This is a genomic window from Aeromonas sp. R7-4, from assembly GCF_040908055.1.
In the GTDB taxonomy this organism is placed as follows: domain Bacteria; phylum Pseudomonadota; class Gammaproteobacteria; order Enterobacterales; family Aeromonadaceae; genus Aeromonas; species Aeromonas sanarellii.
Map to the genome: position 1 here is coordinate 1 of NZ_JBFODA010000050.1, position 26896 is coordinate 26896.

Annotated in this window: 25 protein-coding genes and 1 riboswitch; of the genes, 12 read left to right on the top strand and 13 right to left on the bottom strand. The window is 63.6% G+C overall.

What is annotated here, in order from left to right; all coding sequences use genetic code 11:
* Positions 1 to 536: 536 nt before the first annotated feature.
* A complete protein-coding gene (locus AB5Y72_RS12995) occupies positions 537 to 1031 on the top strand; it encodes an RNA-binding protein (protein WP_042079006.1) in 495 nt (164 codons plus the stop codon).
* A 4-nt stretch (positions 1032 to 1035) separates the two neighbouring features.
* On the opposite strand, the gene murI is transcribed toward AB5Y72_RS12995, so the two are convergent.
* Positions 1036 to 1824, bottom strand: a complete 789-nt coding sequence (gene murI, locus AB5Y72_RS13000; protein WP_325783323.1) for a glutamate racemase — start codon at positions 1822 to 1824, stop codon at positions 1036 to 1038.
* A gap of 108 nt (positions 1825 to 1932) precedes the next feature.
* Positions 1933 to 3798, bottom strand: a complete 1866-nt coding sequence (locus AB5Y72_RS13005) for a TonB-dependent receptor (protein ID WP_325783322.1) — start codon at positions 3796 to 3798, stop codon at positions 1933 to 1935.
* A 51-nt stretch (positions 3799 to 3849) separates the two neighbouring features.
* Positions 3850 to 4028, bottom strand: a riboswitch (cobalamin riboswitch).
* Positions 4029 to 4235: 207 nt separating this feature from the next.
* Between AB5Y72_RS13005 and purE the strand changes: the two genes are divergently transcribed.
* Together purE and AB5Y72_RS13015 are read left to right on the top strand one after the other, a co-directional pair.
* Positions 4236 to 4745: a 5-(carboxyamino)imidazole ribonucleotide mutase gene (gene purE / locus AB5Y72_RS13010; protein WP_029313402.1), complete on the top strand. Its 510-nt coding sequence runs from the start codon at positions 4236 to 4238 to the stop codon at positions 4743 to 4745.
* Positions 4742 to 5866 (top strand): 5-(carboxyamino)imidazole ribonucleotide synthase, encoded by a 1125-nt coding sequence (locus AB5Y72_RS13015; RefSeq protein WP_368199060.1) that lies wholly within the window; start codon positions 4742 to 4744, stop codon positions 5864 to 5866. Before purE ends, AB5Y72_RS13015 begins: the two co-directional genes overlap by 4 nt.
* 71 nt (positions 5867 to 5937) lie before the next feature.
* On the opposite strand, the gene AB5Y72_RS13020 is transcribed toward AB5Y72_RS13015, so the two are convergent.
* The 4 genes from AB5Y72_RS13020 to leuE all read right to left on the bottom strand — a co-directional run bounded on the left by AB5Y72_RS13020 (position 5938) and on the right by leuE (position 10527).
* The gene (locus AB5Y72_RS13020) at positions 5938 to 7134 is read right to left on the bottom strand and encodes an MFS transporter (protein ID WP_368199061.1); all 1197 of its coding nucleotides are present in this window, start codon (positions 7132 to 7134) and stop codon (positions 5938 to 5940) included.
* A 109-nt stretch (positions 7135 to 7243) separates the two neighbouring features.
* Positions 7244 to 7972 carry a LytTR family DNA-binding domain-containing protein gene (locus tag AB5Y72_RS13025; protein ID WP_042079012.1) on the bottom strand — a complete coding sequence of 243 codons (729 nt, stop codon included), beginning with the start codon at positions 7970 to 7972 and terminating at the stop codon, positions 7244 to 7246.
* A gap of 46 nt (positions 7973 to 8018) precedes the next feature.
* Complete coding sequence (locus AB5Y72_RS13030; RefSeq protein ID WP_325783319.1) at positions 8019 to 9692, bottom strand: sensor histidine kinase; 1674 nt, start codon at positions 9690 to 9692, stop codon at positions 8019 to 8021.
* A 196-nt stretch (positions 9693 to 9888) separates the two neighbouring features.
* Positions 9889 to 10527, bottom strand: coding sequence for a leucine efflux protein LeuE (gene leuE / locus AB5Y72_RS13035; protein WP_216991397.1), 639 nt, complete (start codon positions 10525 to 10527; stop codon positions 9889 to 9891).
* Between the two features lie 299 nt (positions 10528 to 10826).
* Between leuE and AB5Y72_RS13040 the strand changes: the two genes are divergently transcribed.
* Positions 10827 to 12044 carry an MFS transporter gene (locus AB5Y72_RS13040; protein ID WP_216991396.1) on the top strand — a complete coding sequence of 406 codons (1218 nt, stop codon included), beginning with the start codon at positions 10827 to 10829 and terminating at the stop codon, positions 12042 to 12044.
* Positions 12045 to 12119: 75 nt separating this feature from the next.
* Here AB5Y72_RS13040 and AB5Y72_RS13045 read toward each other — a convergent pair whose 3' ends face one another.
* On the bottom strand, positions 12120 to 13304 hold the full coding sequence (locus AB5Y72_RS13045) for an NAD(P)/FAD-dependent oxidoreductase (RefSeq protein WP_368199071.1): 1185 nt from the start codon (positions 13302 to 13304) through the stop codon (positions 12120 to 12122).
* A 158-nt stretch (positions 13305 to 13462) separates the two neighbouring features.
* The gene (gene ftnA / locus AB5Y72_RS13050) at positions 13463 to 13987 is read right to left on the bottom strand and encodes a non-heme ferritin (protein ID WP_042079031.1); all 525 of its coding nucleotides are present in this window, start codon (positions 13985 to 13987) and stop codon (positions 13463 to 13465) included.
* A 209-nt stretch (positions 13988 to 14196) separates the two neighbouring features.
* Between ftnA and AB5Y72_RS13055 the strand changes: the two genes are divergently transcribed.
* Positions 14197 to 15978, top strand: coding sequence for a diguanylate cyclase (locus AB5Y72_RS13055; protein ID WP_042079032.1), 1782 nt, complete (start codon positions 14197 to 14199; stop codon positions 15976 to 15978).
* A gap of 27 nt (positions 15979 to 16005) precedes the next feature.
* Here AB5Y72_RS13055 and fabV read toward each other — a convergent pair whose 3' ends face one another.
* Positions 16006 to 17193 (bottom strand): enoyl-ACP reductase FabV, encoded by a 1188-nt coding sequence (fabV, locus tag AB5Y72_RS13060; protein ID WP_325783318.1) that lies wholly within the window; start codon positions 17191 to 17193, stop codon positions 16006 to 16008.
* A 454-nt stretch (positions 17194 to 17647) separates the two neighbouring features.
* On the opposite strand from fabV, the gene AB5Y72_RS13065 reads away from it, so the two are divergent.
* A complete protein-coding gene (locus AB5Y72_RS13065) occupies positions 17648 to 18082 on the top strand; it encodes a universal stress protein (protein WP_042079034.1) in 435 nt (144 codons plus the stop codon).
* Positions 18083 to 18274: 192 nt separating this feature from the next.
* Entirely contained in the window at positions 18275 to 19288 is a 1014-nt protein-coding gene (gene trpS, locus AB5Y72_RS13070) for a tryptophan--tRNA ligase (protein ID WP_368199062.1), read from the top strand.
* On the opposite strand, the gene AB5Y72_RS13075 is transcribed toward trpS, so the two are convergent.
* Entirely contained in the window at positions 19267 to 20226 is a 960-nt protein-coding gene (locus tag AB5Y72_RS13075) for a LysR family transcriptional regulator (protein WP_209794810.1), read from the bottom strand. The genes trpS and AB5Y72_RS13075 overlap by 22 nt on opposite strands.
* A gap of 91 nt (positions 20227 to 20317) precedes the next feature.
* Here AB5Y72_RS13075 and AB5Y72_RS13080 point away from each other — a divergent pair, with 91 nt between their 5' ends.
* Entirely contained in the window at positions 20318 to 21217 is a 900-nt protein-coding gene (locus tag AB5Y72_RS13080; protein WP_042079037.1) for a DMT family transporter, read from the top strand.
* On the top strand, positions 21202 to 21363 hold the full coding sequence (locus AB5Y72_RS13085; RefSeq protein ID WP_084203067.1) for a hypothetical protein: 162 nt from the start codon (positions 21202 to 21204) through the stop codon (positions 21361 to 21363). Before AB5Y72_RS13080 ends, AB5Y72_RS13085 begins: the two co-directional genes overlap by 16 nt.
* Positions 21364 to 21469: 106 nt before the next feature.
* Here AB5Y72_RS13085 and AB5Y72_RS13090 read toward each other — a convergent pair whose 3' ends face one another.
* Entirely contained in the window at positions 21470 to 21940 is a 471-nt protein-coding gene (locus AB5Y72_RS13090) for a DUF6314 family protein (RefSeq protein ID WP_325783325.1), read from the bottom strand.
* A gap of 42 nt (positions 21941 to 21982) precedes the next feature.
* Here AB5Y72_RS13090 and AB5Y72_RS13095 point away from each other — a divergent pair, with 42 nt between their 5' ends.
* Complete coding sequence (locus AB5Y72_RS13095) at positions 21983 to 22837, top strand: carboxylate/amino acid/amine transporter (RefSeq protein WP_042079038.1); 855 nt, start codon at positions 21983 to 21985, stop codon at positions 22835 to 22837.
* A gap of 75 nt (positions 22838 to 22912) precedes the next feature.
* Here the strand turns inward: AB5Y72_RS13095 and AB5Y72_RS13100 are convergent, their stop codons facing one another.
* Together AB5Y72_RS13100 and AB5Y72_RS13105 are read right to left on the bottom strand one after the other, a co-directional pair.
* Positions 22913 to 23776: a sensor domain-containing diguanylate cyclase gene (locus AB5Y72_RS13100; protein WP_200163980.1), complete on the bottom strand. Its 864-nt coding sequence runs from the start codon at positions 23774 to 23776 to the stop codon at positions 22913 to 22915.
* A gap of 238 nt (positions 23777 to 24014) precedes the next feature.
* On the bottom strand, positions 24015 to 24728 hold the full coding sequence (locus tag AB5Y72_RS13105; protein WP_209794827.1) for a 3-deoxy-D-manno-octulosonic acid kinase: 714 nt from the start codon (positions 24726 to 24728) through the stop codon (positions 24015 to 24017).
* 139 nt (positions 24729 to 24867) lie between these two features.
* On the opposite strand from AB5Y72_RS13105, the gene AB5Y72_RS13110 reads away from it, so the two are divergent.
* On the top strand, positions 24868 to 25968 hold the full coding sequence (locus tag AB5Y72_RS13110) for a glycosyltransferase family 9 protein (RefSeq protein WP_325783314.1): 1101 nt from the start codon (positions 24868 to 24870) through the stop codon (positions 25966 to 25968).
* A gap of 255 nt (positions 25969 to 26223) precedes the next feature.
* Entirely contained in the window at positions 26224 to 26850 is a 627-nt protein-coding gene (gmk, locus tag AB5Y72_RS13115; RefSeq protein ID WP_325783313.1) for a guanylate kinase, read from the top strand.
* The last annotated feature ends 46 nt before the right edge of the window (positions 26851 to 26896 follow it).

Sequence of the window (26896 nt, forward strand, 5' to 3'; positions counted from 1 at the left end):
TGGTCACTTCATCAGACATTGATATCAAAAATTGTTTTTGATGCTCGATGCTGTGAGTGCCCACACAGATTGCTTGATTCAAATTGTTAAAGAGCATCACGCTTATCGCGTTGAGGTGGCGCATCTTACGCTCCTCACTTCGAAAGTCAAGCGGTTGTTTTCGCTTTTCTTTCGGCGCTGACTTCACGAGGAAGCTGGCTCATCAGGTTGGCGTGGTCCGCCGTGCTGGTAGGGGCGCATTATAGGGAGCCGCGCAGCGATGACAAGGGATTTTTTGAAGAAAGTCACGGAAACTTTAAATTATCCGGTTAGAAACAACTTACCCAGTGTATATATACAATGTTATCCACAAGCCGATGATTTCAGCCCTGTTTTATTGGCACTTATTCGGATCTTCCATGCCGAAGGAATGCCATACTGAAGCGGATAATATGTCCCGAGTGGTCCATGGTAGCGCCTGCTCGTAAAGCTGGTTACCATGGAGGTGAATAGAGTGTTGCACCTTTTTTGCTTTCATTTACAAAAGGTCTTTAAAGATGAATTTATCCAAGTTTCCCGTTTATGTGCAGGCTGCAGTGCTTGCTCTGGTATTGGCGTTGCTCGGCTATCTGGTTGCCCAGGCCCTGCAGTTTTCTCTGAAAGCCGAGGTGATTTTTGCCGTGGGTCTGGCCATCGGCGGTTTCGTAGTACCGCTGTTCCTCAACAACCGCGCACCGGTTGGTACCACTGAACAGACTTCCAGCCAGGAGACCTGCACATTATATGTAGGCAACCTGCCCTATCGCGCCAACGAGATCGCCGTACGCGAGCTCTTTGCCGAACAGGGCCAGGTGATCTCGGTCCGTCTGATGAAAGACAAGGCCACCGGCAAGCGCAGGGGCTTTGGGTTTGTGGAGATGCCCGTCGCCGATGCGGCCAAGGCCATCGCCGCGCTCAACGACAAGGAGTATCAGCAGCGCACTCTGAAAGTACGCGAGGCCAATGACAAGCGGGACAGGGATGAGAAGGAAGGAAACGACGTCGACGCCTGAGAGATCAGCATTCGACCTCTTCCAGTGATGACAGCCCCCATGCCTGCAAGGGGGCTGTCAGTTTTTGGGCCTGGGCATCCAACCGGCTGCAGTAGGCAAGACCTGTCCCCTCGTCGGGGAGGGAGGACGGAATCGCCGTCAGCAGATGGGCCACCCGCCTTGCGACGGCACAGCCCGAATCCACCAGCTGACACTCCGGCATCAGTTGTCGAATCTCTTCATTCAGCAGCGGGAAATGGGTGCACCCCAGCACCAGAGTATCCGGCCTCTCCTCTCCTTCTATCCAATCCACCAGTACCTCTCTCAGTAGCGCCATGTTGACAGGCAATCCCGCCAGCTTGCGCTCGGCCTCGATCACCAGCTCGGTGGCCCCCTTGAGCAACACGCGCTTGCCCGGTGCAAACTGGGCGATGAGTTCATGGGTATAGGCGCGGCTGACGGTGCCTGGCGTGGCCAGCAGGCCGATGCAGCCATTGCGGGTCAGGGCGGCGGCGGGCTTGATGGCGGGCACCACCCCCACCACCGGGATATTCAGGGAGGCACGCAGGGCAGGCAGCGCTATGGTGCTGGCGGTGTTGCAGGCGATCACCACCAGATCGATGGCGTGCTTGGCCACCATGTGGCTAACCAATCCGGTGCAGGCAGAAATCAGCTCTGATTCGCTCAACTCGCCGTAGGGGAAGTGGGCATTGTCGAAACAGTAGAAATAGTTGTGTGCCGGCAGGGCGCGACGGATCTCCCCATAGACGGTCAGCCCGCCCATACCGGAGTCGAACACGAGAATATTGGCCACCTGAGCTCCCCCTTGGATGCGAGGCGGCGATCATACTCCCGCCCGGCGCCAATAGAAAAGGCCCCGCCAATGGCAGGGCCCCTGATTTTTCCGATCCGGACGACGGGATCAGAGCGCGTAGTCCACCGTCACATAGTAGGCACGCTCGTCCGCCGGGTAGCCCACCGAGGTCTGGTACTCCTTGTCCAGCAGGTTGCTGATCTTGCCGGAGACCTTCCAGGAAGGCGCGACCCGATAACCGACCGCCAGGTTCCACACGCTGTAACCGCCCAGCTGGGTGGTATTGGCGGCGTCACCATAGCGCTCACCCTGGTAGATCCAGCTCAGGGAGCCGTCGAACTGCTGCCACTGTGCCAGGCCAACCCATTTGACCCCCTTGCGGGAGATCAGCTGCAACTGCTTGTCGGTGACCTTGTCCTTGGGATCCTTGTATTCGGCTGAGATTCGATGGGTCAACCAGCCGGTGTCGAACTCCCCTTCCAGCTCGACCCCTTCAATCCGAGCCTTGCCGACGTTCTGCGGCGTCCACATGCCCTGGCTGTCCGGTGCCCACTGGATCATCTGCTCGAAGTCGTTGCGATAGCCGGTCACACGCCACTCCACGCCGGCGGTCTGGCCATCCAGCATCAGCTCGCTGCTCTTCGACTCTTCCGGCTTCAGCTCGGGGTTGCCGGAGCCCGGGTAATACAGATCGTTGAAAGAGGGGGCGCGGAAGCCAGTGCCGTAGCGGGCGCTGAGACGGTAATCCTCCACGAAGCGCCAGCCAGCGCCGGTCTGCCAGGTGTTGTGACGACCGAACTGCTCGTTGTCATCGCTGCGACCGCTCAGCTCCGCCTGCCACACCTGGTTGTCAAACTGGGCCAGGGCATAGAGCCCGGTGTTGTCGCGCTCATCGGCATCGCTCGGGAAGGCGACGCCAGAGGAGCGGGAACGCTCGTCCAGCATGTCGCGCTGCCAGTCTGCGCCACCGCCCAGGGTCCAGTGCTCGTCCAGCTTGACGCTGTTGACCCAGTTCAGGGTGTATTGGCGGGTATAAAGCCGATCGGCGGACTGATCGCGACCGCTGGTATCCGGATAGTCGTAGGCATCCTGCTTGGAGAAGGCCCCGCGCAGTTCGCTCAGGTAGCGCTCGTCATGATAGCGGGAGCCGAGCTGGTAGCTCTGGTTCTCGGTCCAGGTTTCGTTGCGCTGATGGAATGCCGGGCCCCAGGCGGAAGCGGCAGAGGATCTGTCGTACTGGGCGATGTTGCGGAACCAGCGGGTCGTCCCGAACAGATCCCAGTTGCCGGCCAGCGCCTGCTGATAATCCACCATGGCGTTGTAGCCCCGGTGGCCATGCTTGTCCCCATCGTTCACCCCCGGAATGGGGTGCACGTTGTAGCCGGTCTCGTCATCGAAACCTCCGGCGACCTTGAGCTGGCCCGCCTCGCCGACCTGGCTGGCGCTGCTGAAGGCGGCCTGGCGCTGCTTGTTGGAGCCGGCCCCCAGGTTGAACTTGTGCTGATTGGTCCCCTGATCCGGGCGGGTGATGATGTTGATGACGCCACCGATGGCATCGGACCCGTAGATGGTGGCGCGCGCACCGCGGATATATTCGATCCGCTCCACCTGGTTGAGGGGCAGGTTGTTGAGCTCTGTCATCCCTGCAGTCAGGGAGGCGCTGCGCACCCCGTCCACCAGCACCAGGGTCTGGGAGGAAGTGCCGCCACGCACCCGCAGCGAGCTGAGCTGGCCGCGGCCGCCGTTGCTGACCACTTCCACGCCGGGCAGGGTCTTGACCACGTCGGTCACGGTCTGGGCTTGCAGGCGATCGATCTCGTCACGGGTCACCACGTTGACGGGAGCCAGCACACTGGAGGCAGGCTGGGCGACACGGGTAGCGGTCACCACCATGGTGGGGTTGACGGGAATGGTCAGTTGTTGGGCAAAGGCCGCCGTTGGCAACAGGGCAGCCGCCAATAATGTCTTGGACATGAGAGATCCTTAGGTTCGCGTAAGCATCTACTTCGTGGCCGGTTTCTCTCGGCCCGAAATACGAACTTTGGCAGGTCTTCGGGCTTGGGGGCTGATGGCCTAAGGCGACGGCTTCCCACCTGACGGCAGTGCCCTGATGTCGCTTCGTTCCCCCTTACCGCTGCGCGCCAGCTCCGGATTCTCACCGGATTCCCTTTTAAGCAGGATGCGCCAAAGCGGGAGGATTATAGGCAGAGCCAGATTGGATGTATAGCCATCTAGATTTCTGTTTTCGTTTTTTCCCTTCCGGCAGAGCCGAGTGGCTCAGTTACTACCCCCTCCTCTGCCGTCAGGCCCGCTGACGACCCTCTGAGAGGGACAGAGACGCGAAATGTTGAGCCAGATCCCACGGCTTTTTGGTAACATGCGGCAAACGTTTGACATCCGAGGAAGCCGTAATGACGACCCCCCCTATGATCGGCCTGGTAATGGGCTCCGACTCTGACTGGCCCGTGATGCAGGCCGCCGCCCGCATCCTCAAGGAGCACGGCGTGCCCTATGAAGCGCGCGTCGTATCCGCCCATCGCACCCCGGATCTCCTGTTTGAATATGCCGCCAGTGCGCGCGATCGCGGTCTGCGCGCCATCATCGCCGGCGCCGGCGGCGCAGCCCACCTGCCGGGCATGCTGGCCGCCAAGACCACGATCCCGGTGCTGGGCGTGCCCATCCCCACCCGCCAGCTCAAGGGGATGGACTCCCTGCTCTCCATCGTGCAGATGCCCAAGGGCGTGCCGGTCGCCACCTTCGCCATCGGCGAGGCGGGTGCCGCCAATGCCGGTCTGTTCGCCGTGTCCCTGCTCTCCGTCGCCCAGGATGGCGACGCTCCCCGTTATCACCAGCAGCTCGACGGCTTCCGCGCCAAGGAGCGTGACCGGGTGCTGGCCCTCACCCTGGAGGAGCCGGCATGATACTGCCTCCCGCCACCCTGGGGATGCTCGGTGGCGGCCAGCTCGGCCGCTACTTCGTGATGTCCGCCCACCGCCTCGGGTACAAGGTGATAGTGCTGGATCCGGATCCCGTCAGCATCGCCGGTGCTGCCGCCGACGAGCAGATCGTGGCCGCCTATGACGATGCCGATGCCCTGCGCGATCTGGCCAGCCGCTGCGACGCCATCACCTGCGAGTTCGAGAACGTGCCGGCGGCCTCCCTGGCCCTGCTGGAGCAGTACAAACCGGTGCGCCCGGCAGCGAGCGCGGTGCGCGTCTGCCAGGATCGCCGGGAAGAGAAGGCCTTCCTGACCCGCGCCGGCGTACCGGTCGCCCCGAACCTGACCCTGTTGCCGGGTGAGCCGCTGCCCGCCCTGCCCAGCGACCTCTTCCCCGCCATCCTCAAGACCGCCCGCGAGGGCTACGACGGCAAGGGGCAGTGGACCATCCACCAGGCCGACGAGCTGCCGGGGGCCCTGGCCGCCAGCGGCGTGCCCTGCGTGCTGGAGAAGCGGCTGCCGCTGGAGGGGGAGTTCGCCCTGACGCTCGCGCGCAGCCCGAGCGGTGCCATCAGCGCCCTGCCCCTGGTGCAAAACTGGCACAGCGGCGGCATCCTGGATCAGACCCGCTCCCCGGCCAATGTGCCCGCCCTGGAGGCCGAGGCCCAGCGCATCGCCGAGCACATCATCGCCGCCCTCGATTATGTGGGCGTGCTGACGGTGGAGTTCTTCCTGGTCGGCGGCCAGCTGCTGGTCAACGAGATGGCGCCCCGCCCCCACAACTCCGGCCATCCCAGCATCGACAACGCCGGTTGCAGCCAGTTCGAGCTGCAGGTGCGCGCCCTGTGCGATCTGCCGCTGCCGGCACAGGCTGAGGTTCAGCCCGCCATCCTGCTCAACCTGCTCGGGGATCTGTGGCAAGACGGCACGCCGGACTGGGCCGGCGCCCTGGCCCTGCCCGGGGTGCACCTGCACCTCTACGGCAAGGGCGAGGCCCGCCCCGGTCGCAAGATGGGCCACGTCACCGTCACCGGCCGCGACTGGCCGGCGGTCGAGGTCACCGCGCACCAGCTGCGCGCCCTGCTGGGCCTGCCGCCCCGCTAAAGCGGCGCAGGTACCAACGAAAAGACCCGGGCCAAGGCCCGGGTCTTCTTTTTGGCGTTCGTTCGCCGGGGTCAGCCCCGATCCACCACCACGGCGACGGGAGCCGGCAGGCGGATGGTGAGGGAGAGCACCAGGGCCACCACCAGCAACACCAGGATCAGGTTGAAGGTCGCCATGAAGCCGCCGAACAGGGAGGCCACGATGGAGCCGATGATGCTGCCCAGACCAAAGCCCAGATAGATGACGCCGTAGTTCTTGGTCAGGTTGTTGAGACCGAAGAAGTCGCTCACCAGCGAGGGGTAGACGGTGATGGTGCCGCCGAAGCTGAACGCCACGCAGGCCACCGCCACGAAGAACAGGTTGGCGTTGAGCGGCACGAACAGCAGCAGTGCCATCCCCACCAGGGTAATCAGCTGGGCGATGGTGATGACCCGGATGCGGGACATCTTGTCGGAGAGGATGCCCAGCACCAGCCGGCCGCCCAGGTTGGCCATGGCGATGATGGCGACGGCATTGGCAGCGACCACGGCAGGCAGACCCACCATGTTCTCGCCGATATCCTTGGCCACGCCGATGACGTAGAGGCCGCTCATGCAGGCGGTGAGGAACATCAGCGCCAGCATCCAGTACTGCGGCTTGCGCATCGCCTCCGCCAGGGTGAAGTCGCGGCTCTCGCTCTGCTGCACGGCGGCCGCCTGCTTGGGTGCATCCTTCATCAGCATGCCGCCCACCAGCACCATGGACATCGCAATCAGCCCCCACAGCTGGAAGGTGGTCTCAAGGCCGTTGCTGGAGAGCAGCAGCAGGTTGATGTACTTGAAGCCCAGGCTGCCGAGGCCATAAGCACCGATGGAGCAGGCGGAGATCAGCCCCTTGCGCTCCGGGAACCACTTCACGCAGTTGGAGAGGGTCATCAGGTAGCCGGTGCCGTCGGCGAAGCCCACCAGGATGCCGGCGCAGAGGTAGAGCATCGCCAGGTTGCTGGCATGGGCGGTGAGGAAGAAGCCGATGCCAAGCAGCACGCCGGCCCCTAGGGTAACGTTGCGCACCCCGAACCGCTCCTGCAGCTTGCCCGCCAGGGAGGAGGCCACCGCCAGGGAGAGGCTGAGCAGGCCGAAGGCGAAGGCGACCTGGCTCACCGGCTCGTCCAGCTTGTCGGAGAGCTGGGCGTTGAACAGGCTCCAGGTGTAAACGGATCCCAGCGCGAACTGGGTGATGATGGTCCCCAACAGGGTGAGGTAGCGGGTGCGATTCATCTCTCTGGTCATGATGCGTCTCGGTCGATGGCCTTAAGGAAACTGGGGCCACTATAGGCAAGACGCCGCTCCCGCCGACCGATTACGGCATGAAATGCAGATCGGCGGGAATGAATGACAATCAGAGCCGCATCAGCTGACGGAACGCCTTGATGTTGCTGCGGCTGACCGGCACCTCGAACGGCAGGTCATGGAGCCGGATGAGATAGGTGCTGTTGAACCAGGGCACTATCTCGCGGATCTTGTTGATGTTGACGCAGTAGGAGCGGTGACAACGGAAGAACCCCTCGGCGGGCAGCCGGCTGACGAACTCGCTGAGGGTCATGGTCATCACGTAGCGATCGGTACGGGTGTAGACATAGGTCAGCTTCTCGTCGGCTTCCGCATAGTAGATCTGCTCGCAGGGGGTGACGATGATGCGCTCCCCCTTCACCAGGTTGACCGTGCGGTTCTGTGGCGTCCCTGACTCCGCGCCCTGGGGCTGGGACTTGCCCGCCAGTTCGAGCTTCTGCAGCAGATTGATGAGGCGCGGCTCGTTGTAGGGCTTGAGGATGTAATCGAACGCCTCCAGCTCGAACGCCTCCACCGCGAACTCCTTGTAGGCGGTGACGAAGACGATGTGGGGCGGGTGACTGGACTTGTGCAGGTTCTTGGCCAGCAGCAAGCCGTCGATGGCGGGGATCTGGATATCGAGGAACACCACGTCCACCTCGTGATCCTGCAGGTACTTGAACGCCTCCAGCCCGTCCTCGAAGCTCGCCACTATCTCTATGGTGCTGTGCTGGTTCACCAGATAGGCGAGCTCCTCCCTGGCCAGGTATTCATCTTCGACTATGATGGCTCTCAACATGGCTGTCCCTCTCGCGTCATGGCGTTCTTATCAATATTGATGGCGATCAGCACGGCATGGCCTCCGGATCCGGCAGATAGAAACAGACTTCGGTGCCGGGTTCCAGCCGCTTAAGGTGCAGGCCGTCGCCATAGAGCAGCTTGACCCGCTGATGCACGTTCATCAGGCCGATGCTGCGGCTCTCCACCCGACCGGCGGCCACCCCGTCGATCACCGCCTGGCTGATGCCGTAGCCGGTGTCGCGCACCGCGACCCGGATGCCGCCCGCCAGCTGCTTCACCTCGATGGTGACCCGACCCGGCGCACTGCGGGGCTGGATGCCGTGCAGAATGGCGTTTTCCACCAGGGGCTGCAACAGCAGGCTCGGCACCTGGATGTGCACATCGTCCACCTCGAACACCACCTCCAGCTTGTCGCCGAAGCGGGCCTGCTCGATGGCCACGTAGTCGCGCACCTGCTGCAGCTCCTCCTGGATGTCGATGAGGGTATCCCCCTTGTTGAGGTTGTAGCGCAGGTAGTCCGCCAGATTGGCGATGAGCTGGCGCGCCTGCTGGGGACGGATGCGGATGAGGGACGAGATGGCGTTGAGGGCGTTGAACAGGAAGTGCGGGTTGATCTTGCTCTGCAGCGCGGTGAACTCCGCCTTGCGGGTCATCTCCTTGAGCTGCTCGATGCGCGACACCTCCATCTGGGTGGAGATGAGCTGGGAGAGGCCCACCGCCATCTCCTTCAGGGAGCTGGTGATGCTGTGGGTGCGGCGATAGTAGATCTTGAGGGTGCCGCTGACGGCGCCATTCTCCCGCAGCGGGATGATGATGACCGAGTGGAAGTCGGCCAGATGGTACTGACGCAGATCGTTGTTGATGATGATCTGATCCAGCAGCACCGCCCGCTGGGTCATGTCGCTGATGGCGTGGTGCTCGTCCAGCTCGTAGTAGTCCTTGCCCACCCCCACATAGGCCAGCACGTCCCGGGTGTCGGTGATGGCCACCGCATCGGCACTGATCTCGCTGCGAATGATGCCGCACACCTGACCGAGGGAGTGGCGGTCGATGTTCTGGAAGAAGGGCAGCGTCTTGTTCGCGATGTCGAGCGCCAGCTTGGCCTGCTTGGCGGCAATCAGCTCCTTCTCGTCATCCAGATCCTGCACCAGCTTGATGATGAGCCCGATGCAGAGGGTGCCCGCGATCATCGGGTAAGCGATGTGGCTGACGATCTCCACCCCGATATCGTGGGGCTCGGTCAGCTGCCAGATGAGCAGCATGGTCAGCCCCTCGCAGGCCATGCCCGCCAGGATGCCGTACAGCCAGAGCCGCGACTTGCGGCAGCGCAGGTGCAGCCAGGTGGCGAGCAAGCCGGCGATGATGCTGGCGATGAGACAGGGAATAGAAGTGTGACCGTCCATGTCGATGAGGTAGCGGTGCAGCCCCGAGATGACCCCAGCCGGAATGCCGACCCAGGGGCCGAACAGGATGCCGCCGGAGATGATGGCGATGATCCGCACGTTGATCAGCGCCCCTTCCACCGGGATGCCGGTGTAGGTGCTGAACACCGCAAACAGGCTGAAGATGCTGGCCACCAGCACCAGCTCGGCCGGGGTGTGGTCCCGCTTCTGGAACAGCCGCTGGAACGGCCGGGTGCGGGTCAGGAGGAAGAGCGTCATCAACATCAGCGCCGCCCGCTCAAACACCGCCAACAACATCATCTGATTCTCGAGCATGGGGCCTCCGGCCTAGGGCCACGAGGGGCGCACTATAGGGTGTATGGGGTCATGGGTTGCCGGCCCCGAGCAAGGGGAAAGGAGAACACAGCAGGATGGGCAACCCCTGAGCGGGCCCCAGTTTACCTCAGACGACCCGCCAAGGGAGCAACGGCATTGCCGGCTGGCCGGGAGACGGCCAGCCGGTTGGAGGGTGTCAGGAGGAGAGGGTTGCCAGCCGGGCGGCGAAGCCCATGAAGAACAGGCCGATCAGGCCGTTGCCGAGCCGGGCAAGCCGCCGCTTGCGCGCGAAGAAGCGCGCCATCAGGGTGCCGCCGAAGATCAGCAGGGTAAGGTAGACGAAGCTCATGGCCTCCAGCATGCCGGCCAGCACCAGATAGGAGATCCAGGTGTGGGCATAGCTGAAGTCGATGAACTGCACGAAGAACGATACGTAGAACAGGATCGCCTTGGGGTTGGTGAGGCTTAAGGTGAGCGCCTTGGTGAAGTAGCGCTCCCCCGGGTCCATCACCGACGCCTGCCCCGCCTTTCTGGCGACGAAGTTGGCATGCAATATCTTCACCCCCAGGTAGAGCAGATAGAGGGCGCCGAGGTAGCGCACCAGGGTAAACAGCAATGGGGTGGTGCGAATGAGGGAGGCGATCCCCAGGTAGGCGCAGAAGATCAGGATGGCGTCGCCGACGAAGACCCCGAGAGCCGCCTTGTAACCCGGGCCTATGCCGCGCACCACTCCGGTACGCAGCACGTACAGGGAGTTGGGCCCCGGCGCTATGATGATGAAGAAGAGACCCACCAGATAGGTCCAGACGTTGATGACTCCCAAACTCTCAAACATGACGCGCCCCCCTGGACTTGGAAAATAGCCCGGTCAGGCAGGCCCAGACGTTGATGAAACCCAGGCTTTCGAACATGTTCCCTCCATGGCGGGTGATGAACCGGATAACGGCGGCAGGCCTTCTATACTAATCCGCCCCCCGCCAAGCACAAGATCTGGCCTGCTCTCCACACGCTTTCAGGATGAACGGCCTGCGCGCCGATCGAGAGCCACCCCGGAGTTCGCCCACTTTGGTTATGTCCAGACGCGCCGGGATAAGGCATGGTAGAAGGCGTTTTGAGCCACAGACACCACACCCCATGGAAAAGACCCTGAGCACAGAGACGCTCGACGCGCCCCCCGCAGCCGATGCCCTGAACACCACCCGATACCCCGTGATCGCCGCCATCAGCTTCTCGCACCTGTTGAACGACATGATGCAGTCGGTGCTGCTGGCCATCTATCCGCTGCTCAAACTTGGTCTCGACCTGTCGTTCGCCCAGATCGGCCTCATCACCCTCACCTACCAGTTCACGGGCTCGCTGTTGCAGCCGCTGATCGGCCTCTGCACCGATCGCAGGCCCATGCCCTACTCCCTGCCCCTCGGCATGGGGTTCACCCTGGTGGGACTGCTCTCCCTCTCCCAGGCGGACAGCTTCGGCGCCGTGCTGCTGTCGGCCATGCTCATCGGCATGGGCTCGTCGGTGTTCCACCCGGAATCCTCCCGGGTCGCCCGCATGGCGGCCGGCAACCAGCCCGGCCTGGCCCAGTCGCTGTTCCAGATCGGCGGCAACCTGGGATCGGCCATAGGTCCCCTGCTCGCGGCCCTGATCATAGTGCCGCAGGGTCAGGGCAGCGCCGCCTGGTTCTCCCTGTTCGCCCTGGTCGGTGTCGTGGTGCTCGTCTTCGTCGGGCGCTGGTCAAGCCAGCACGGTGCCCACTTCCACCGCAGGATGAAGGCCCAGATCGGCAACGGCCTTAGTCGCCGCCAGATCGGCTGGTCCCTGGCCATCCTGGGCCTGCTGATGTTCTCCAAGTTCTTCTACATGACCAGCCTGAGCAGCTATTACGCCTTCTACCTGATGGACAAGTTCGGCCTGTCGCTGGACAGAGCCCAGCTCCATCTGTTCGCCTTCCTGTTTGCCGTCGCGGCGGGCACAGTGCTCGGCGGGCCGGTCGGCGACCGCATCGGCCGCAAGCGGGTGATCTGGATCTCCATCCTGGGCGTCGCCCCCTTCACCCTGCTGCTGCCCCATGTCGACCTGTTCTGGACCACGGTGCTGTCGATGATCATCGGCCTGATCCTGGCATCGGCCTTCTCCGCCATCCTGGTCTATGCCCAGGATCTGGTCCCCGGCAAGGTCGGCACCATCTCCGGCCTCTTCTTCGGTTTCGCCTTCGGCATGGGGGGCATAGGGGCGGCCCTGCTGGGCCGGCTGGCGGATGCCACCAGCATAGAGACCGTGTATCAGGTCTGCGCCTACCTGCCGCTCATCGGCTTGCTGACCGCCTGCTTGCCGACCATCAGAAAGGGCTAGCGCCCGCGAGGAATGCCGACCATAAAAAACGCGGCCTGAGAGGCCGCGTCTGAAGTGGATGAGAACAAGGGCAGGTCAGCAGTACTGGCCGGCCACCCAGCCGGATGACCAGGCCCACTGGAAGTTGTAGCCGCCGAGCCAGCCGGTCACGTCCACCACCTCGCCGATGAAGTAGAGTCCGGGCACCTTGCGCGCCTCCATGGTCTTGGAGGAGAGCTCGTTGGTGTCCACCCCCCCCAGGGTCACCTCGGCGGTGCGATAGTCCTCGGTGCCGTTCGGCAGGATCTGCCAGTCCCCCAGCAGGGTGGCGACGGCCTCCAGCTCCCGCTCGTTGTACTGGCGCATCGGCTTGCTGACCAGCTGACCCAGCTCCACCAGCTTGTCGACGAAGCGTTTGGGCAGCTCGCGCCCCAGCACCGTCTTCAACTCCTGGGCCGGGTGGGCCTGGGCCCACTCCTTGAGGGCCGTCGGAATGTCCAGCTCCGGCAGCAGGTTGATGTGGATCTTCTCCCCCGCCAGCCAGAAGGAGGAGATCTGCAGGATGGCCGGGCCCGAGAGGCCGCGATGGGTGAACAGCATGGCCTCCTTGAAGCGGGTGCCATCCTCGGCGGTCACCGCCACCGGCAGGCTGACCCCGGCCAGATCGGCGAAGGCCTCCTTGTCGGCCTGATGCAGGGTGAAGGGCACCAGGCCTGCACGGGTCGGCAGCACCCTGAGGCCGAACTGCTCCGCCAGCTTGAAGCCGTAGGGGGTGGCACCGAGCTTGGGCATGGAGAGGCCGCCGGTGGCCACCACCAGGGAGTGGCAGCTGACGTCTCCCTGACTGGTGGTCAGCATGAAGCCCTCTTCGGTCTTGCTGACGGTGAGGATCTCGGTCTGGAACTGCAGGGTCACGCCGGCCCAGTCGCACTCGGTCAGCAGGATGTCGACGATCTCCTTGGCGCTCTCGTCGCAGAACAGCTGGCCGAGCGTCTTCTCGTGATAGCGCAGCCCGTGCCGGTCCACCAGATCGATGAAGTCCTGCTGGGTGTAGCGCGCCAGCGCCGACTTGCAGAAGTGGGGGTTGGCCGAGAGGAAGGCGTGGGGCCCGGCCTGGTGGTTGGTGAAGTTGCAGCGACCGCCGCCGCTGATGAGGATCTTGCGGCCCGGCTTCTTGGCGTTGTCCAGCACCAGCACGGAACGGCCCCGATAACCGGCCTGGGCCGCACACATCAACCCGGCCGCCCCGGCGCCGATCACCACCACGTCAAGCTGCTTCATCATCACTCACCCATCAAAAGAAAAACGGCCCCTGTACGAAAGACCGTCATTGTACCCGGCAGAAACCATCGCCGCGGTTTCATGGCATGTCCAATAAAAAACGGCCCCTTTGCAAGGGGCCGTCATTGTACTGGCTGAACACTGAGTGTCCACGACTATCAGGCAGCGCCGTCCATGATACTGGCGGGAGCGCCCTTGGCCAGCTCGGCCAGCTCCTTGTCGATGAAGTAGAGGCCCTTGCCATCCTCGCCCACCAGCGACAGACGATCGACGATGCTCTTGAACAGCTTCTCCTCCTCGTGCTGCTCGGCCACATACCACTGCAGGAAGTTGAAGGTGGAGTAGTCCTGGGTGGTGAAGGCCACGTGGGCCAGGCCGTTGATGCACTTGGTGATGTGGTACTCGTGCTCAAGGGTGGTGCGGAAGATGTCGCCAAGGGAGTTGAACTCGTGGGGAGGCGCCTCGATGGCCCCCAGCAGCGGCATGGCACCGGTCTCGCTCACATAGGTGAACAGGCGCTCCATGTGCTGGCGCTCCTCGACGGCGTGCTGGCGCAGGAAGTTGGCCGCCCCTTCAAAGCCCCTGTCCTCGCACCAGGCGCTCATCTGCAGGTAGAGGTTGGAGGAATAGAATTCAAGATTAATCTGCTCGTTCAACTTCTCGATCATGGCTTTGGCCAACATGATGATTCTCCACTGTGATTTGCTCACGATTGTCGCCACTGTTGCATCCTGACGCAACCAGATACGACCGTCGGCGCGCGCAGTCATGACGGTTTCCCGCCTCATCCTGTCCCCCATACGGTTATAGAGAAGCAAAGAAACATGGTGTAGGTGACGTCAGCCATTATGATGGCGCCAGTGGTCAGGGACAGGATTCAATGAGATTCATTATGACACTGGCACTGCTCTGGATGATCCAGCTGCAGGCCGCTCCCTCCTTGCTCAGCGAGGCAGAATTGCAGGCAGCAAGGGATCCTATCGGATATCTTCAACGCCTCGATGCCAGCCCCCAGCAGGAGATGGAGCTGTTTCATGCCAGATCCCTGGCCAAGGCGGCGCTGGGGCGCTATCCCGACGCCCTGCTGGACAACGCCCGTGCCCGCGCCCTGGCCACCGCCCGCCATGAAACCACCCGACTGCTGGATTTCCGGCTGCAGCAGGCGGCCCTCACCCTGGATACCGAAGAACCGCACCGGGCCCTCCGGCTGCTGGCGCTGCTGCAACCCGAGATCGGCGACCACCCTGCCCTGCTGTCGGAGTGGCACGCCCTCAACGGACTCGCCCTCTATCGCACCCAGCAGCTGAGCGCGGCGATCGCCGAGCTCAAGACCGCCTTCCGCCTCAAGCAGGCGGCGCCCGACTCCCCCATCGCCAGCCTGCAGTGTGCCCGCCTGCTGATGACGCTGGGCAACCTCTATGCCGATCTGAGCCTGCCCCGGGAGGCCGAAGGCTATTATCTGGAGGCCCTGCAACGCATGGTGCTGCTGAACGAGCCCAACAGCCAGATCATCATCCGCGCCAACATGGCGCGACTCTATATCGATACGGATCGCCCCGCCCAGGCCAGGCGACTGCTCGACAACCTGCTGGCCAACCCGGCGCTGGCACCGGATTACCGCGCCATCATCCTGGGTTATCAGGCCATGGCGCTCAACGCACAGCGCGACTGGGCGGGTGCCCTGCGCACCCTGGACGAGGCCCAGGCGCTCTATCAGCAGCTGGGTTATCCGGATGCCGGAGCACGCCTGCTGGAGACCCGGGCCCGGGCACTACAGGGCACTGGCGAGAAGCAGCTGGCACTGCAACTGCTGACCACCCGGGGCGCCGCGGGAGCCAGCAGCAAGGCGCTGCAGGCCAGCCTGCTGGCCGATCAGGGACGCTATCCCGAGGCCTACCGGGCGCTCAGTGAATACGTGAGCGACTACAAGCAGCACTTCAACCAGACCCTGAGTCAGCATGCTGCCGCCTTCCAGGCCGAGATGGATCTGGCCCGCAGCGAGGCCAGCAACCGGGCGCTGCAGCAGGAGAACGAGAGCAAGCGCCAGCAACTGCTGCATCAGCAGAGCGCCCGTTACTACCAGCTGATGCTGGTCGGCCTGCTGGCCGGCGCCCTGCTGCTGCTCGGGCTCACCACTCACCGGCTGCACCGCAGCTCGCGCCACCTCTACAAGCTGGCTACCTTCGATCAACTGACCGGGCTGCCGAACCGGCGAGCCCTGCTGGAGCGGCTGGCGCAGCAGTGGCAGCTGGAAGTTCCCCTGACCCTGATCATCATCGACATCGATCATTTCAAGCAGATCAACGACAGGCACGGTCACCAGGCCGGGGACCAGGCCATCCGGCAACTGGCCAGGGAGCTCAAGAGCTGGGCGCCGGACCAGCACCAGATCGGGCGCCTGGGCGGGGAGGAATTTCTGGTGGCCATGGAGCAGGATGGCGCCACCTGCTGGCGGCTTGCCGAACAGCTGAGAAACCGGATCGCCTACCTTGCCGCCCCCCACATGACCATCAGCATAGGGGTGGCGGAGCGTTCACCGGACGATGACAACCTGGGCCAGCTCATCCACCGGGCCGACATGGCCATGTATCAGGCCAAGCGCCAGGGGCGCAACCAGACCGTCCTGGCCCTGGCTCCCCAGGCCCAGGACGAACTCGCCTGCAACGTCGCCTGAGGCGTAGGCTCGGGCCTACCGTCAGGATCAGGGCGTCAGCTCGGTGAGCGACGCCACACTCACCGGTTCCCCGTAGTCCACCCCCGGCAGCCCGAAACCGTTGAGCTGCAGGAAATCCTGACGCAGCCCGGCAAAGTCCCCCAGGGCGTGGAAGTTGTCCGGCGTCACCTTGGACCAGAGCGCCGAGACGGCGGCCTGAATGGCCGGGTCGAGCTCGTGGTCGTCCATCCGGATCAGCCGGTTGCCGTCGGCCACCACCCCTCTGGGTCCGTACATCTTGGTGGCGAACAGCCGCTGCATCTGCTCGATGCAGCCCTCGTGCACACCGCGTTCCTTCATCACCCCCATCAGCAGACCGAGGTAGACAGGCAGCACCGGAATATAGGCGCTCGCCTTGGTCACCAGCGCCTTGCAGACCGACACCCAGGCGTGGCCGCCGACTTCCGCCAGTTGCAGGTTGATGGTCTCGGCGGTGGCGTGCAGATGCTCCTTGGCATAGCCGATGGTGCCGTCCCGGTAGAGGGGATAGGTGGATTCGGGGCCTATGTAGGAGTAGGCCACGGTTTGCGCGCCGGGGGCGAGGCAATCCGCCTGTTGCAGCGCCTGCATCCAGAGCTGCCAGTCCTCGCCGCCCATCACGGTGACGGTGTCGCGGATCTCCTCCGGGGTGGCGGGAGCCAGGGATTGCTGCACCAGGGCATCGTGCTCCAGATCCAGCCCCCAGCCGCTGAAGGGCTGGCCCGTGGTCTTGAGCACGGAGCGCACCTGGGTGCCGTCAGGCAACACCCGGATGCCGCTCGCCAGCGAATAGATGACCAGGTCCACCTGCCCGAGCTGCTGGCGTATGGTCTCGATGGCCTGCTGGCGCATGGCATCGGAGAAGGCATCGCCGATCAGGTTGACGGCGATGCGCCCTGCCTGCTCCGCCTCCTTGCGAAACCAGATGTTGTTGTACCAGCCGGCGCTGCCCAGCCCCTTGTCGGAGGGGCCGCGCTCGAACGACACGCCGACGGTGTCGGCACCGGCACCGAAGGCGAGCGCGATGCGAGACGCCAGCCCGAAACCGGACGAGGCCCCCAGCACCAGAACCCGTTTGGGCCCGTTGAACGATCCCGCCGCCCTGACGCTGGCAATCTGCTGCATCACGGCGGCGCGGCAGCCGATGGGGTGGCAGTTGCGGGCAACACAGCCCTGGATTTGCGGGTGAATGATCATCGAGGAGTCTCCGGGAAAGGGGTGCAACAGGAGGAACGTCCGTGGCGGGCCGGCCCGCTCTCGGGGCCCGGTGACGCACGACGGTTTGCCAAGGGAACTGGCTACAGCATAACCAAGCGGCGGGGGATTACCTTGACATGGGGCGGAATATCGACGGGAAAAGGGCAGAAAAACAAAAGGGAGCGCGAGGCTCCCCAAAGCGGTATTCAGATGCTTTTTGTTGTTTTGTGTTCATTGCGAAGCACGGGCACATCCTATGCCCCTCCCTCTGTCGGGGCAATAGACCGCCTGTGATCGGCTTCAAACTCCTGTTCAAAATATGCACTACCTTTTCATCGGGCACGGCAGCCCGGGTGTACGGGGCCCATGCAAATCCTGAAACTGTGGCAACGCCGCCGTTTTAGTTTCAGCAGACATTGGTATAGTGGACCCAGGATCAGTGAGGAGAACTCCCATGAATGGAACCTATTACAAACACGTACTGGCCGCGATCGACCTGTCGGAAGACAACCGCAAGGTGATCGAGAAGGCGGTCGACCGGGCCCGCTCCAACGGCGCCAAGCTGTCGGTGATCCATGTGGATGTGGACCTCAAGGATCTCTACACCGAGATGATCGACATCGACATCGACAACGTGCAGGACCAGGTGATCGCCGAGGCGAAGGAGAAGCTGGAAACCTTCCTGGCCTCGGTGGACTACCCCATCGAGAAGAAGCTGGTGATCTGCGGTGATCTCAGCGAGCGGGTCAACCAGGCGGTCAAGGATTACCAGATAGATCTGCTGGTGTGCGGCCATCGTCAGAGCTTCTGGAGCCTGCTGACCTCCAGTGCCCGCCAGCTGATGAATACCGTGCCCTGCGATCTGCTGGTCGTGCCCTTGCAGAAGTGATCAAACAGGCGTAGCTTGATTTGCCATGAACATGACCTCATTCAATCACAAGAACTGGTGGTGCCGCTTCTAAACAGGCGGCGCTGCTTTTCTATGTAAATTTTCCCAAAGAAAACACCGTGACCGCCGAGAGGCGGTCATTGTTTTCATCCCTTTGTCGCCTCCCGGCCCACCCCAACCGGAGAGAGTGACATGCACAACCCCATCATACTGACCGGCGATCGTCCCACCGGCAAACTGCACATCGGCCACTATGTCGGCTCCCTGCGCCAGCGCGTGGCGGCCCAGCACCATTACCGCCAGTTCGTGATGATCGCCGATCTGCAGGCGCTGACCGACAACGGCCACAACCCGGCCAAGGTGACAGATCACGTGCTGGAGGTGATGGCCGACTACCTGGCGGCCGGCCTCGACCCGGCCAGGACCACCTTCTGCCTGCAGAGCGCCCTGCCCGCTCTCGCCGAGCTCACCTGCTACTACCTGAACCTGGTCAGCGTCGCCCGGCTGGAGCGCAATCCCACGGTGAAGGCGGAGATCCAGCAGAAAGGGTTCGAGCGCAGCCTGCCCGCCGGCTTCCTGGTCTACCCGGTCAGCCAGGCCGCCGACATCACGGCCTTTCGCGCCACCCATGTGCCCGTGGGGGAGGATCAGCTGCCCATGCTGGAGCAGACCAACGAGATAGTGCGCCGCTTCAACGCCCTGGTGGGCAAGGAGGTGCTGACCGAGTGCCAACCGATCCTGAGCGACACCGGCCGCCTGCCCGGCATCGACGGCAAGGCCAAGATGTCCAAGTCCCTCGGCAACACCATAGAGCTCGGCATGTCGAGCGACGAGATCAAACAGGCGGTGTTCGCCATGTACACGGACCCCGAGCACCTCAAGGTGAGCGACCCGGGCCGGGTGGAGGGCAATACGGTGTTCGCCTATCTGGATGCCTTCCACCCGGACAAGGCCCTGGTGGCCGAGATGAAGGCGCACTACAGGCGCGGCGGCCTCGGCGACATGCGCTGCAAGCAGGAGCTGAACGACTGCCTGCAGAGTCTGCTCGCCCCCATGCGGGAGCTGCGCCAGGCCGCCATCGCCGACAAGGGCCAGCTGCTGGCGCTGCTGCACCGGGGCACGCTGCAGGCCCGGGCCCTCACCGACGAGGTGCTGGCCGAGGTGAAGGGAGCCATGGGGCTGGACTACTTCGCCGGGCTGCGCTGAGCCGGCGTGCCCAGCGCGGCCTCGCCGTAGCGCTCGAAGGCGAGGCCGTGCAGCAGGCTCTTGAACCAGCGGATCGCCTCGTCGTGGGCGCTGAGCGGGTGGCCCGCCATCAGATAGACGATGGGGATGGCGGGATCCAGCGGATGGAGGCGCAGCGGATAATGGCGGCAGAAGTGGCGCCCTATCATCTCGGGCACCACCACCAGGTAGCGTCCGGTCGCCATCAGGGGCGGCACCGCCATGAAGCTCGGCAGTCGGACACCCAATTCCCGCTCCACCCCGAAGCGCCCCAGCCAGAGATCCACCATGGCCTGGCTGTGGCCCCAGCTGGAGGTGTGGATGTGGGGCCGACTGACCAGATCGTCCGGCCCCAGTGCCTCGGGCAGCGCGCTGCCAAGCGGTGACAGGCAGACCAGGGGGTTGCTGAACCACTCCTCCCGCCACAGCCGGGGGGAGAGATGGTTGGCGCCGGCGAACCCGATCACCAGATCCAGCTCCCCCTTCTCCAGCTCCCGCTCGTAGTCGCTGTCCGCCAGCTCGCACACTTCCAGACGGCAGTGGGGCGCCAGCTGCACCATGCGCTCTACCAGCGTCGGGACCAGGCCGTGCTCCACCGACCCCGGGGTGGCGATGCGAAACACCCGCTGGGCGTTGGCGGGATCGAAGTCCTTGGCCTGCCGCAGCCCCTGCTCCAGCATGGCCAGCGCCTGGCGTACCGGTCCCGCCAGCGCCTTGGCCCGCTCGGTCGGCATCATCTCGCGCCGGCTCATCACGAACAGGGGGTCATCCAGCGCACTGCGCAGCCGCCCCAGGGCGTGGCTGACGGTGGACTGGGAGAGGTGCAGCCGTTCGGCGGCACGGGTGACGTTGCGCTCCTGCATCAGCATGTCGAACACGGTGAGCAGGTTGAGGTCGAGGCGGGAGAGGGGCAGTTCCATCGATATTGGCCATAGTTGAATGACGACAATTCATTTTTGGCATAGTATCAGATTGCATAGAATGCGCAGGCGAATTACATCGGAGATTCAAATGCGTAGCTATCTGTTGTTGCTGGCGATCGGCCTGTTGTGGGGCTCCCAGTTCATCTTTATGCACCAGGCCGTGGCGGAACTGCCCCCCATCCTGGTGGCGGCCGGCCGCGCCCTGTGTGGCAGCCTGACCCTGGGCCTGCTCTGCCTGTTCATGCGCCTCAAGAGCGAACACACCCCCTGGCGCACCTACATGCTGATCGCCCTGCTCGACGCCACTCTCCCCTTCATCATGGTGGCCTGGGGCCAGCAGTACGTGGACAGCGCCATCGCCGCCGTGGTCATGGGTTGTATCCCCTTTGTGACCATTTTGGCGGCCCCCTTGTTTATTTCTGGTGAAAGAATCACCAAGGGTGGCCTCGTCTCCGTGCTCATCGGTTTCGTCGGCGTGCTGGTGCTGTTCTGGCCGAAGCTGGCCAGCGGCATGAATGCCGGCCTGCTCGGCGCCATGGCCATACTGTTCGGGGCCAGCTGCTTCGCCATCGGCCTGCTGATGATCAAGCGCTTCGCCAAGGATCACCCCGTGGTGGTGGCACGCAACATCCTGATCTCGTCCGCCGCGCAGCTGCTGCTGGCCGCACCCTTCGTCGCGGACCTGAGCGCCTTCACCCTGCCGAGCCAGCAGGCCATGGGCGCCGTCGCCATGCTGGGGATCTTCTGCACCGGTCTGGTCTACTTCCTCTATATGGCGCTGATCCAGAAGGCGGGCCCGACCTTCGCCTCCTTCAGCAACTACCTGGTGCCGCTGTTCGGCGTCATGCTGGGGGCCCTGTTCCTCGGCGAGCAGATCCAGTCCACCACGGGTGTGGCGCTGGCGCTGATCCTGGGCTCGGTCGCCCTCAACCAGTGGGCCCAGCAGCGCCGCAACCAGCGGGAGGCCGCCCCATGTCAGGCATCCTGACCACGCTCTGCGGCGGCCTGGTGCTGATCGCCAGCTGGCAGTATCGCCACCGTCTGGCCGGGGTGCTGGGTCTGCTGATGGTGCTGCTGCCCTGGTTCTTCGACAGCAAGCTGCAAGCCATGCTGAACTATGCGCTGAGTGCCTGAAGACCCTCTCTGCGTGTGTGACGAGAGTGAGTCTCTCCTGTTTTTTGGGACCGTTTTGAAAAAACCTCCGATTTGTCCCTTCTACCGGCGCCCTGCGCCGGTTTTTTTATGCCTGCCCCCCGGGCCCGTAGCGGTAGCTCAGCCGCTCGTTCTTGAGCGGCCCCCGGATCTGCCAGCCGAGCAGGAAGCCGCCCTCTGTCTCGGTCAGCTCGGCACTGTAGTGATCCTGGCCACACAGGTGGGGCTCGGCGGTGAGCCAGCGGCCATCCGCTTGGGGCAGCAGCTCGAACAGCGCCACCGGCTGCTCGTAGCGCAGGTGGGAGAGCAGAATCCCCCTCGGGGTGCGCTGCCACCAGAAACGGTTGTGCATAGCCAGCACCCGGCCATGGGGGGTGGTGTAGTGGCCGCGCTCGGCAAACAACCAGCCTCCCTGGTGATCGGTCACCGTCACCACCCCCTCGCCGCGGCCGCACCAGTCGGTGGCGGAGCCAGCCCCGTTGCTCGCCTCGAAGGCAAATGCTCCGATCTGTGGCAAGCCTTCCCATAAACGCTGGATCGCGCCTTCCAACTCGGCCATCATAGCGCCCTCCAAATTGACAATTGACGACATTTCAATCACATGAACTACTTGATAGGGGTTACCCTGCTCTGGTCCTTCTCCTTCAGCCTGATCGGGGTCTACCTCGCCGGCCAGGTGGATGCCTACTTCTCCGTGCTGACCCGCATCGTCCTCGCCAGCCTGGTGTTCCTGCCCTTCCTGCGCCGCCGCTGGCTGCGCCCCGATCTGGTCGCCAAGCTGATGGCGCTCGGCGCCATCCAGCTTGGCATCATGTACCTCTTCTACTACCACTCCTTCCTGCTGCTGACGGTGCCGGAAGTGCTGGTGTTCACCATCTTTACCCCCATCTACGTGACCCTGATCCACGATCTGCTGGAGGGCCGCTTCAAGCCGACCTATCTCTGGGGTGCCCTGCTGGCGGTGCTGGGTGCGGCCGTCATTCGCTTCGACGGTCTGACCGAAAGCTATGTGCTGGGATTCCTGGTGGTGCAGGGGGCCAACGTCTGCTTCGCCCTGGGCCAGGTGGGCTACAAGGTGCTGCTGGCACGGGAGGCCGAGCAGCCGCCCCAGCTCGCCGTGTTCGGCTGCTTCTATCTGGGGGCCCTGGTGATCGCGCTGCCAGCCTGGTGGCTGCTGGGCCAGCCCCAGTACCCGACCAGCAACCTGCAATGGGGCATTCTGATCTGGCTGGGGGTGGGGGCATCCGGGCTCGGTTACTTCCTGTGGAACAAGGGGGCAACCCTGGTCAGCAGCGGCGTGCTGGCCATCATGAACAACGCCCTGATCCCGGCGGGCCTGCTGGTCAATCTGGTGCTCTGGGGCAAGGATACCGACCTGCTCAGGCTCACCTTGGGCGCCCTGCTGATGCTGGCATCCCTCTGGGTCTGCCAGCGTCGCCGGGTCAGTGAAGGCTGACAGGAAACGGGCCCGCCCAGGCTGGCCCTCTTTGGTTCCACAGGTATTCGCGGGTGAGTGAGCGCTGACTGAAGATCAGCCGACGACGGTGTTGTGTTCCCGCTTCGCCTGGCCGTGGCAGGAGGCCAGTCGGGCCAGCAGATGATCGAGCTGCTCGGCACTCTGGCTCTGCACCAGGCCGATGCTGACGGTCACCGGGCGCTGGGGCAGCAGGCTGGCATCGGCGATTTCGAGGCGCAGCCGCTCGGCGATCTCCAGCCCGCTCAGGCGATCGGTCTGGGACAGCATCAGGATGAAGCCGTCCTCGTCCCAGCGGGCGAAGGGATCTTCCCGCCGCAGCTCGCGGCGCACGATACGGGCCAGCTTGGCCAGCATGGCGTCGCAGGCGGCCTCCCCGAACAGCTGCAGGATCTTGCTGCGGTGATCCACGCTGAATTGCAGCAGACAGAAGCTGCCGCTCTCGCTGGCCAGCCGCTCGTCCAGCAGCATCTCGAAGTGGCTGCGACTCTCGAGGCCGGTGAGGGGATCCGTGTCATGGCGATCGTCCAGGGGCGGCATGGCCGCATCCAGATGGCGCACCACTCCCAGCAACTGCCCCCGCTCGTCGCGACGAACCCGCTCCTCCAGCCGGATGTAATGGCCCTGATGGTGCAGGATGCGGTACTCGAGCCGCAGCCCGCTGCTGCGTCCCTCCTGACAGGCCTCCAGGGCCTCGGCCAGGCGGGGGGCATCGTCCGGGTGCACCCGGTCCAGCCAGCCGAGATCATCCAGCTCGCTTCCCTCCAGCCCCAGCAGCTGCAGGCAGGAGGGATCGCGCCTCAGGCCGCGCTCGGCCGACCAGGTCCAGATCCCGGCCTCCAACATCGCCATGGCTTGTGCCATCAGCGTCACCTCAAGGGGAGTGGTGACCTCAACCCTGGGAGTCTCATACCTTTCCATCACGCGCCTCGACACCGGATCCGAATATCTGACCAATCAAACACTCTCAATAAGTAACATTGGCACTGGCGCCGAGCAACCGCGCCAGCACCACTTCCTCACCCCTCCAGGCCCTGATAGCCCTTTATCAGAGCCTGCCAACCTCCAGACACTAAGTGGAGGTCGGGTTCAGTCCGTCTTGTCCTGATAGCCCTTTATCAGTGCCTGCCAGCCTCCAGACACGAAGTGGAGACCGGGTTCAGTCCGTCTTGTCCTGATAGCCATTCATCAGTTCATGCCAGTTCTCCGGCACGAAGTGGAAACTGGTATGCAGCTGGGACTCCTTGTTGAAGGAGCGCAGCAACCGCTCCAGATTGGCCTGCTGCCAGCTGCCTGGGGAGCGGATCGCCCCCTTGTCGAAGTCGATCACCCACACCTTGCCCTCCTTGTCGAGCAGCAGGTTGTGACTGTTGAGATCCGCGTGATAGACGCCGGCATCGTGCAGCTGGCGCACCGTCTTGCCTATCTTGTGCCAGACCTCACCGGCGATCGGCCCCTGCTTGAGCAGGGCCACCAGATCCTTGGCACCGCGGATGCGCTCGATCAGGATGTCGGCCCGATAGAAGGGCCCCTGTTTGACCATGCGCGCCGCGAACGGGCGCGGCACCGGCAGTCCCTGCTCGCTCAGGGTGGCCAGCAGGCGGTACTCGGCCATGGCCCGGCTCGACTCAACCCCTTCGAACCAGAAGCGATCCCGCACCAGCTTGCCCACCATGCCACCACGGTAGTAGTGGCGCAGCACCAGGTGGCGCGACTCATCCTTCACGAACCAGGTCACTCCGCGGCCGATGGAGGAACCCACCACCTGACGATGGGTCTGCCACCAGGCCGGATCGAACAGGGAGGGGGAAGGATCGCGGAAGGCACCGTCGGCATACCAGCAGATCTGGTTGTGGGTGGTCTGTGTCAGCATCATGAGAATTCCGGTCGATAGTGGGATGCAGGGCCCCCCTTCAGGGGACTGTGCCGATCGGGCAGCTGGCGCAATTTTACAATCCGCAGGGGAGTTTGCATAATGCCATCCATCCATTTTGCCATCGTTGCGCCACATCATGCCGCTGTTCCAAACGCCGCCCTCCTCCATCTGCATCCTGCGGCTCTCCGCCATCGGGGATTGCTGCCACGCGCTGGCGCTGGTGCGCGTCATCCAGCGGGCGTGGCCCCAGACCCGCATCACCTGGATCACCGGCAAGATAGAGGCAACGCTGTTTGCCGATCTGCCCGGCGTCGAGGTCATCCCCTTCGACAAGAGCAAGGGCTGGCGTGGCTATCGCGATCTCTGGCGCACCCTAAAGGGACGCAGGTTCGATGCACTGCTCCATCTGCAGGCGGCCCTGCGAGCCAGCATCGCCACCTTAGGCATCCGCGCCAAGGTCAAGCTCGGCTTTGACCGGGAGCGGGCCAGCGACGGCCAGTGGCTGTTCACCAACCACAGCGTCCCCTCGCCCGCCTCCCCCCACGTGCTGGACGGCTTTCTCGCCTTTGCCAAAGAGCTCGGCATCGAAGATCTGACCCCTGACTGGCAGCTCCCCCTTAGCGCCGAGCACCAGGCCTGGGCCAGGGAGACGATCGGCGGCAAACCGACCCTGCTCATCTGCGCCGCCGCGAGCAAACCCTTCAAGAACTGGACGGCCGAAGGCTATGCCGCCCTGGCGGATCACGCGGCCGGCAAGGGCTTTCTGGTCTATCTGTGCGGCGGCCCGGCCAGGCTGGAGCGGGATCTCGCCGCCGAGATCCAGCGCCTGAGCCGCAGCAAACCGGTGGATCTGGTGGGGCAGACCAACCTCAAGCAGCTGCTGGCGCTGATCAGCGAAGCCAGCCTGGTGCTGGCCCCGGATACCGGCCCGGCCCACATGGCCACCCTGGTGGGGACACCGGTGATCGGCCTCTACGCCCACCACAACCCGGCGCGCACCGGCCCCTACCTGTGCCGCGATTACCTGGTCAGCGTCTATCAGGAACTGATCGAGCTGGAGACCGGCAAGCCGCTGGCCGAGCTCGACTGGCGTACCCGCCTCAAGGATCCGGACGCCATGAGCAAAATAACCCGCGAGAGCGTCATCGCCGCCTTCGACCGCCTCTGCGCCGCTCGCCATCTCCTGCCCGCCCGGGGCAACTCGGAAATTCCGAGCCATGAGGCAGGGATAATCTGATGGCCCTTCCCCGGCACCGGAGGCAGAATGGCGGCCAATGTGGGTAACGCTCCCGCAGCAAGCTACGAATATTTTGATCGGCTGGAATATGATTCCGGCCGTTTTTTTATCCGCCCCCATCTGCTAACATTCGCCGCCTTTACATCCTCCTGGCTCTGATTCTTCCGCGTATTGCGAGCAACCGTCTCCCTGTCGGGCACAAGACGGCGGCCTCTGCTACAACCAAAGCGCGGCTCATCGTTTAAAGGTACAGACATGGCGCAACAAGGCACTCTCTACATCATCTCCTCCCCGAGCGGGGCCGGTAAGTCCAGTCTGCTCAACGCCTTGCTGACCAAACACAACAGCGCAGGCAAGATGCAGCTGTCGGTCTCCCACACCACCCGCGCCAGCCGTCCCGGCGAGGAACACGGGGTGCACTACCACTTCGTGCAGGTGGAGACCTTCAAGGAGCTGATCGAGCGCGGCGACTTTCTGGAGTGGGCCGAGGTGTTCGGCAACTACTACGGCACCTCCCGCGCCGCCATCGAGGCCTGCCTGGCCCAGGGGATCGACGTCTTCCTCGACATCGACTGGCAGGGGGCCCGCCAGATCCGCGAACTGATGCCGACCAAGTCCATCTTCATCCTGCCCCCCAGCCGCGAGGAGCTGGAGCGCCGCCTGATCGGCCGTGGCCAGGACAGTGCCGAGGTGATCAGGGGCCGGATGGAGAAAGCCATTGCCGAAATGGTGCACTATGACGAATATGACTATGTCATCATCAATGAAGACTTTGAGCAGGCACTGTTCCAGCTCAGGGCCATCATAGAGTGCCAGCGCCTGGAATTGCGCCAGCAACAGCAGGCCCAGCAAAACTTGCTGAAACAGCTACTGGCAGAGTAAGCCAAAAACAAGTAAACTTTTGCGTCATTTTTAAACACCGCTTTTT

Excerpts from the sequence above, each read along its gene's own strand:
- AB5Y72_RS12995 (WP_042079006.1), top strand. The coding sequence starts at position 537 with ATGAATTTATCCAAGTTTCCCGTTTATGTGCAGGCTGCAGTGCTTGCT.
- AB5Y72_RS13005 (WP_325783322.1), bottom strand. The coding sequence starts at position 3,798 with ATGTCCAAGACATTATTGGCGGCTGCCCTGTTGCCAACGGCGGCCTTT.
- purE (WP_029313402.1), top strand. The coding sequence starts at position 4,236 with ATGACGACCCCCCCTATGATCGGCCTGGTAATGGGCTCCGACTCTGAC.
- AB5Y72_RS13015 (WP_368199060.1), top strand. The coding sequence starts at position 4,742 with ATGATACTGCCTCCCGCCACCCTGGGGATGCTCGGTGGCGGCCAGCTC.
- AB5Y72_RS13020 (WP_368199061.1), bottom strand. The coding sequence starts at position 7,134 with ATGACCAGAGAGATGAATCGCACCCGCTACCTCACCCTGTTGGGGACC.
- AB5Y72_RS13025 (WP_042079012.1), bottom strand. The coding sequence starts at position 7,972 with ATGTTGAGAGCCATCATAGTCGAAGATGAATACCTGGCCAGGGAGGAG.
- AB5Y72_RS13030 (WP_325783319.1), bottom strand. The coding sequence starts at position 9,692 with ATGCTCGAGAATCAGATGATGTTGTTGGCGGTGTTTGAGCGGGCGGCG.
- leuE (WP_216991397.1), bottom strand. The coding sequence starts at position 10,527 with ATGTTTGAGAGTTTGGGAGTCATCAACGTCTGGACCTATCTGGTGGGT.
- AB5Y72_RS13040 (WP_216991396.1), top strand. The coding sequence starts at position 10,827 with ATGGAAAAGACCCTGAGCACAGAGACGCTCGACGCGCCCCCCGCAGCC.
- AB5Y72_RS13045 (WP_368199071.1), bottom strand. The coding sequence starts at position 13,304 with ATGAAGCAGCTTGACGTGGTGGTGATCGGCGCCGGGGCGGCCGGGTTG.
- ftnA (WP_042079031.1), bottom strand. The coding sequence starts at position 13,987 with ATGTTGGCCAAAGCCATGATCGAGAAGTTGAACGAGCAGATTAATCTT.
- AB5Y72_RS13055 (WP_042079032.1), top strand. The coding sequence starts at position 14,197 with ATGACACTGGCACTGCTCTGGATGATCCAGCTGCAGGCCGCTCCCTCC.
- fabV (WP_325783318.1), bottom strand. The coding sequence starts at position 17,193 with ATGATCATTCACCCGCAAATCCAGGGCTGTGTTGCCCGCAACTGCCAC.
- AB5Y72_RS13065 (WP_042079034.1), top strand. The coding sequence starts at position 17,648 with ATGAATGGAACCTATTACAAACACGTACTGGCCGCGATCGACCTGTCG.
- trpS (WP_368199062.1), top strand. The coding sequence starts at position 18,275 with ATGCACAACCCCATCATACTGACCGGCGATCGTCCCACCGGCAAACTG.
- AB5Y72_RS13075 (WP_209794810.1), bottom strand. The coding sequence starts at position 20,226 with ATGGAACTGCCCCTCTCCCGCCTCGACCTCAACCTGCTCACCGTGTTC.
- AB5Y72_RS13080 (WP_042079037.1), top strand. The coding sequence starts at position 20,318 with ATGCGTAGCTATCTGTTGTTGCTGGCGATCGGCCTGTTGTGGGGCTCC.
- AB5Y72_RS13085 (WP_084203067.1), top strand. The coding sequence starts at position 21,202 with ATGTCAGGCATCCTGACCACGCTCTGCGGCGGCCTGGTGCTGATCGCC.
- AB5Y72_RS13090 (WP_325783325.1), bottom strand. The coding sequence starts at position 21,940 with ATGGCCGAGTTGGAAGGCGCGATCCAGCGTTTATGGGAAGGCTTGCCA.
- AB5Y72_RS13095 (WP_042079038.1), top strand. The coding sequence starts at position 21,983 with ATGAACTACTTGATAGGGGTTACCCTGCTCTGGTCCTTCTCCTTCAGC.
- AB5Y72_RS13100 (WP_200163980.1), bottom strand. The coding sequence starts at position 23,776 with ATGGAAAGGTATGAGACTCCCAGGGTTGAGGTCACCACTCCCCTTGAG.
- AB5Y72_RS13105 (WP_209794827.1), bottom strand. The coding sequence starts at position 24,728 with ATGCTGACACAGACCACCCACAACCAGATCTGCTGGTATGCCGACGGT.
- AB5Y72_RS13110 (WP_325783314.1), top strand. The coding sequence starts at position 24,868 with ATGCCGCTGTTCCAAACGCCGCCCTCCTCCATCTGCATCCTGCGGCTC.
- gmk (WP_325783313.1), top strand. The coding sequence starts at position 26,224 with ATGGCGCAACAAGGCACTCTCTACATCATCTCCTCCCCGAGCGGGGCC.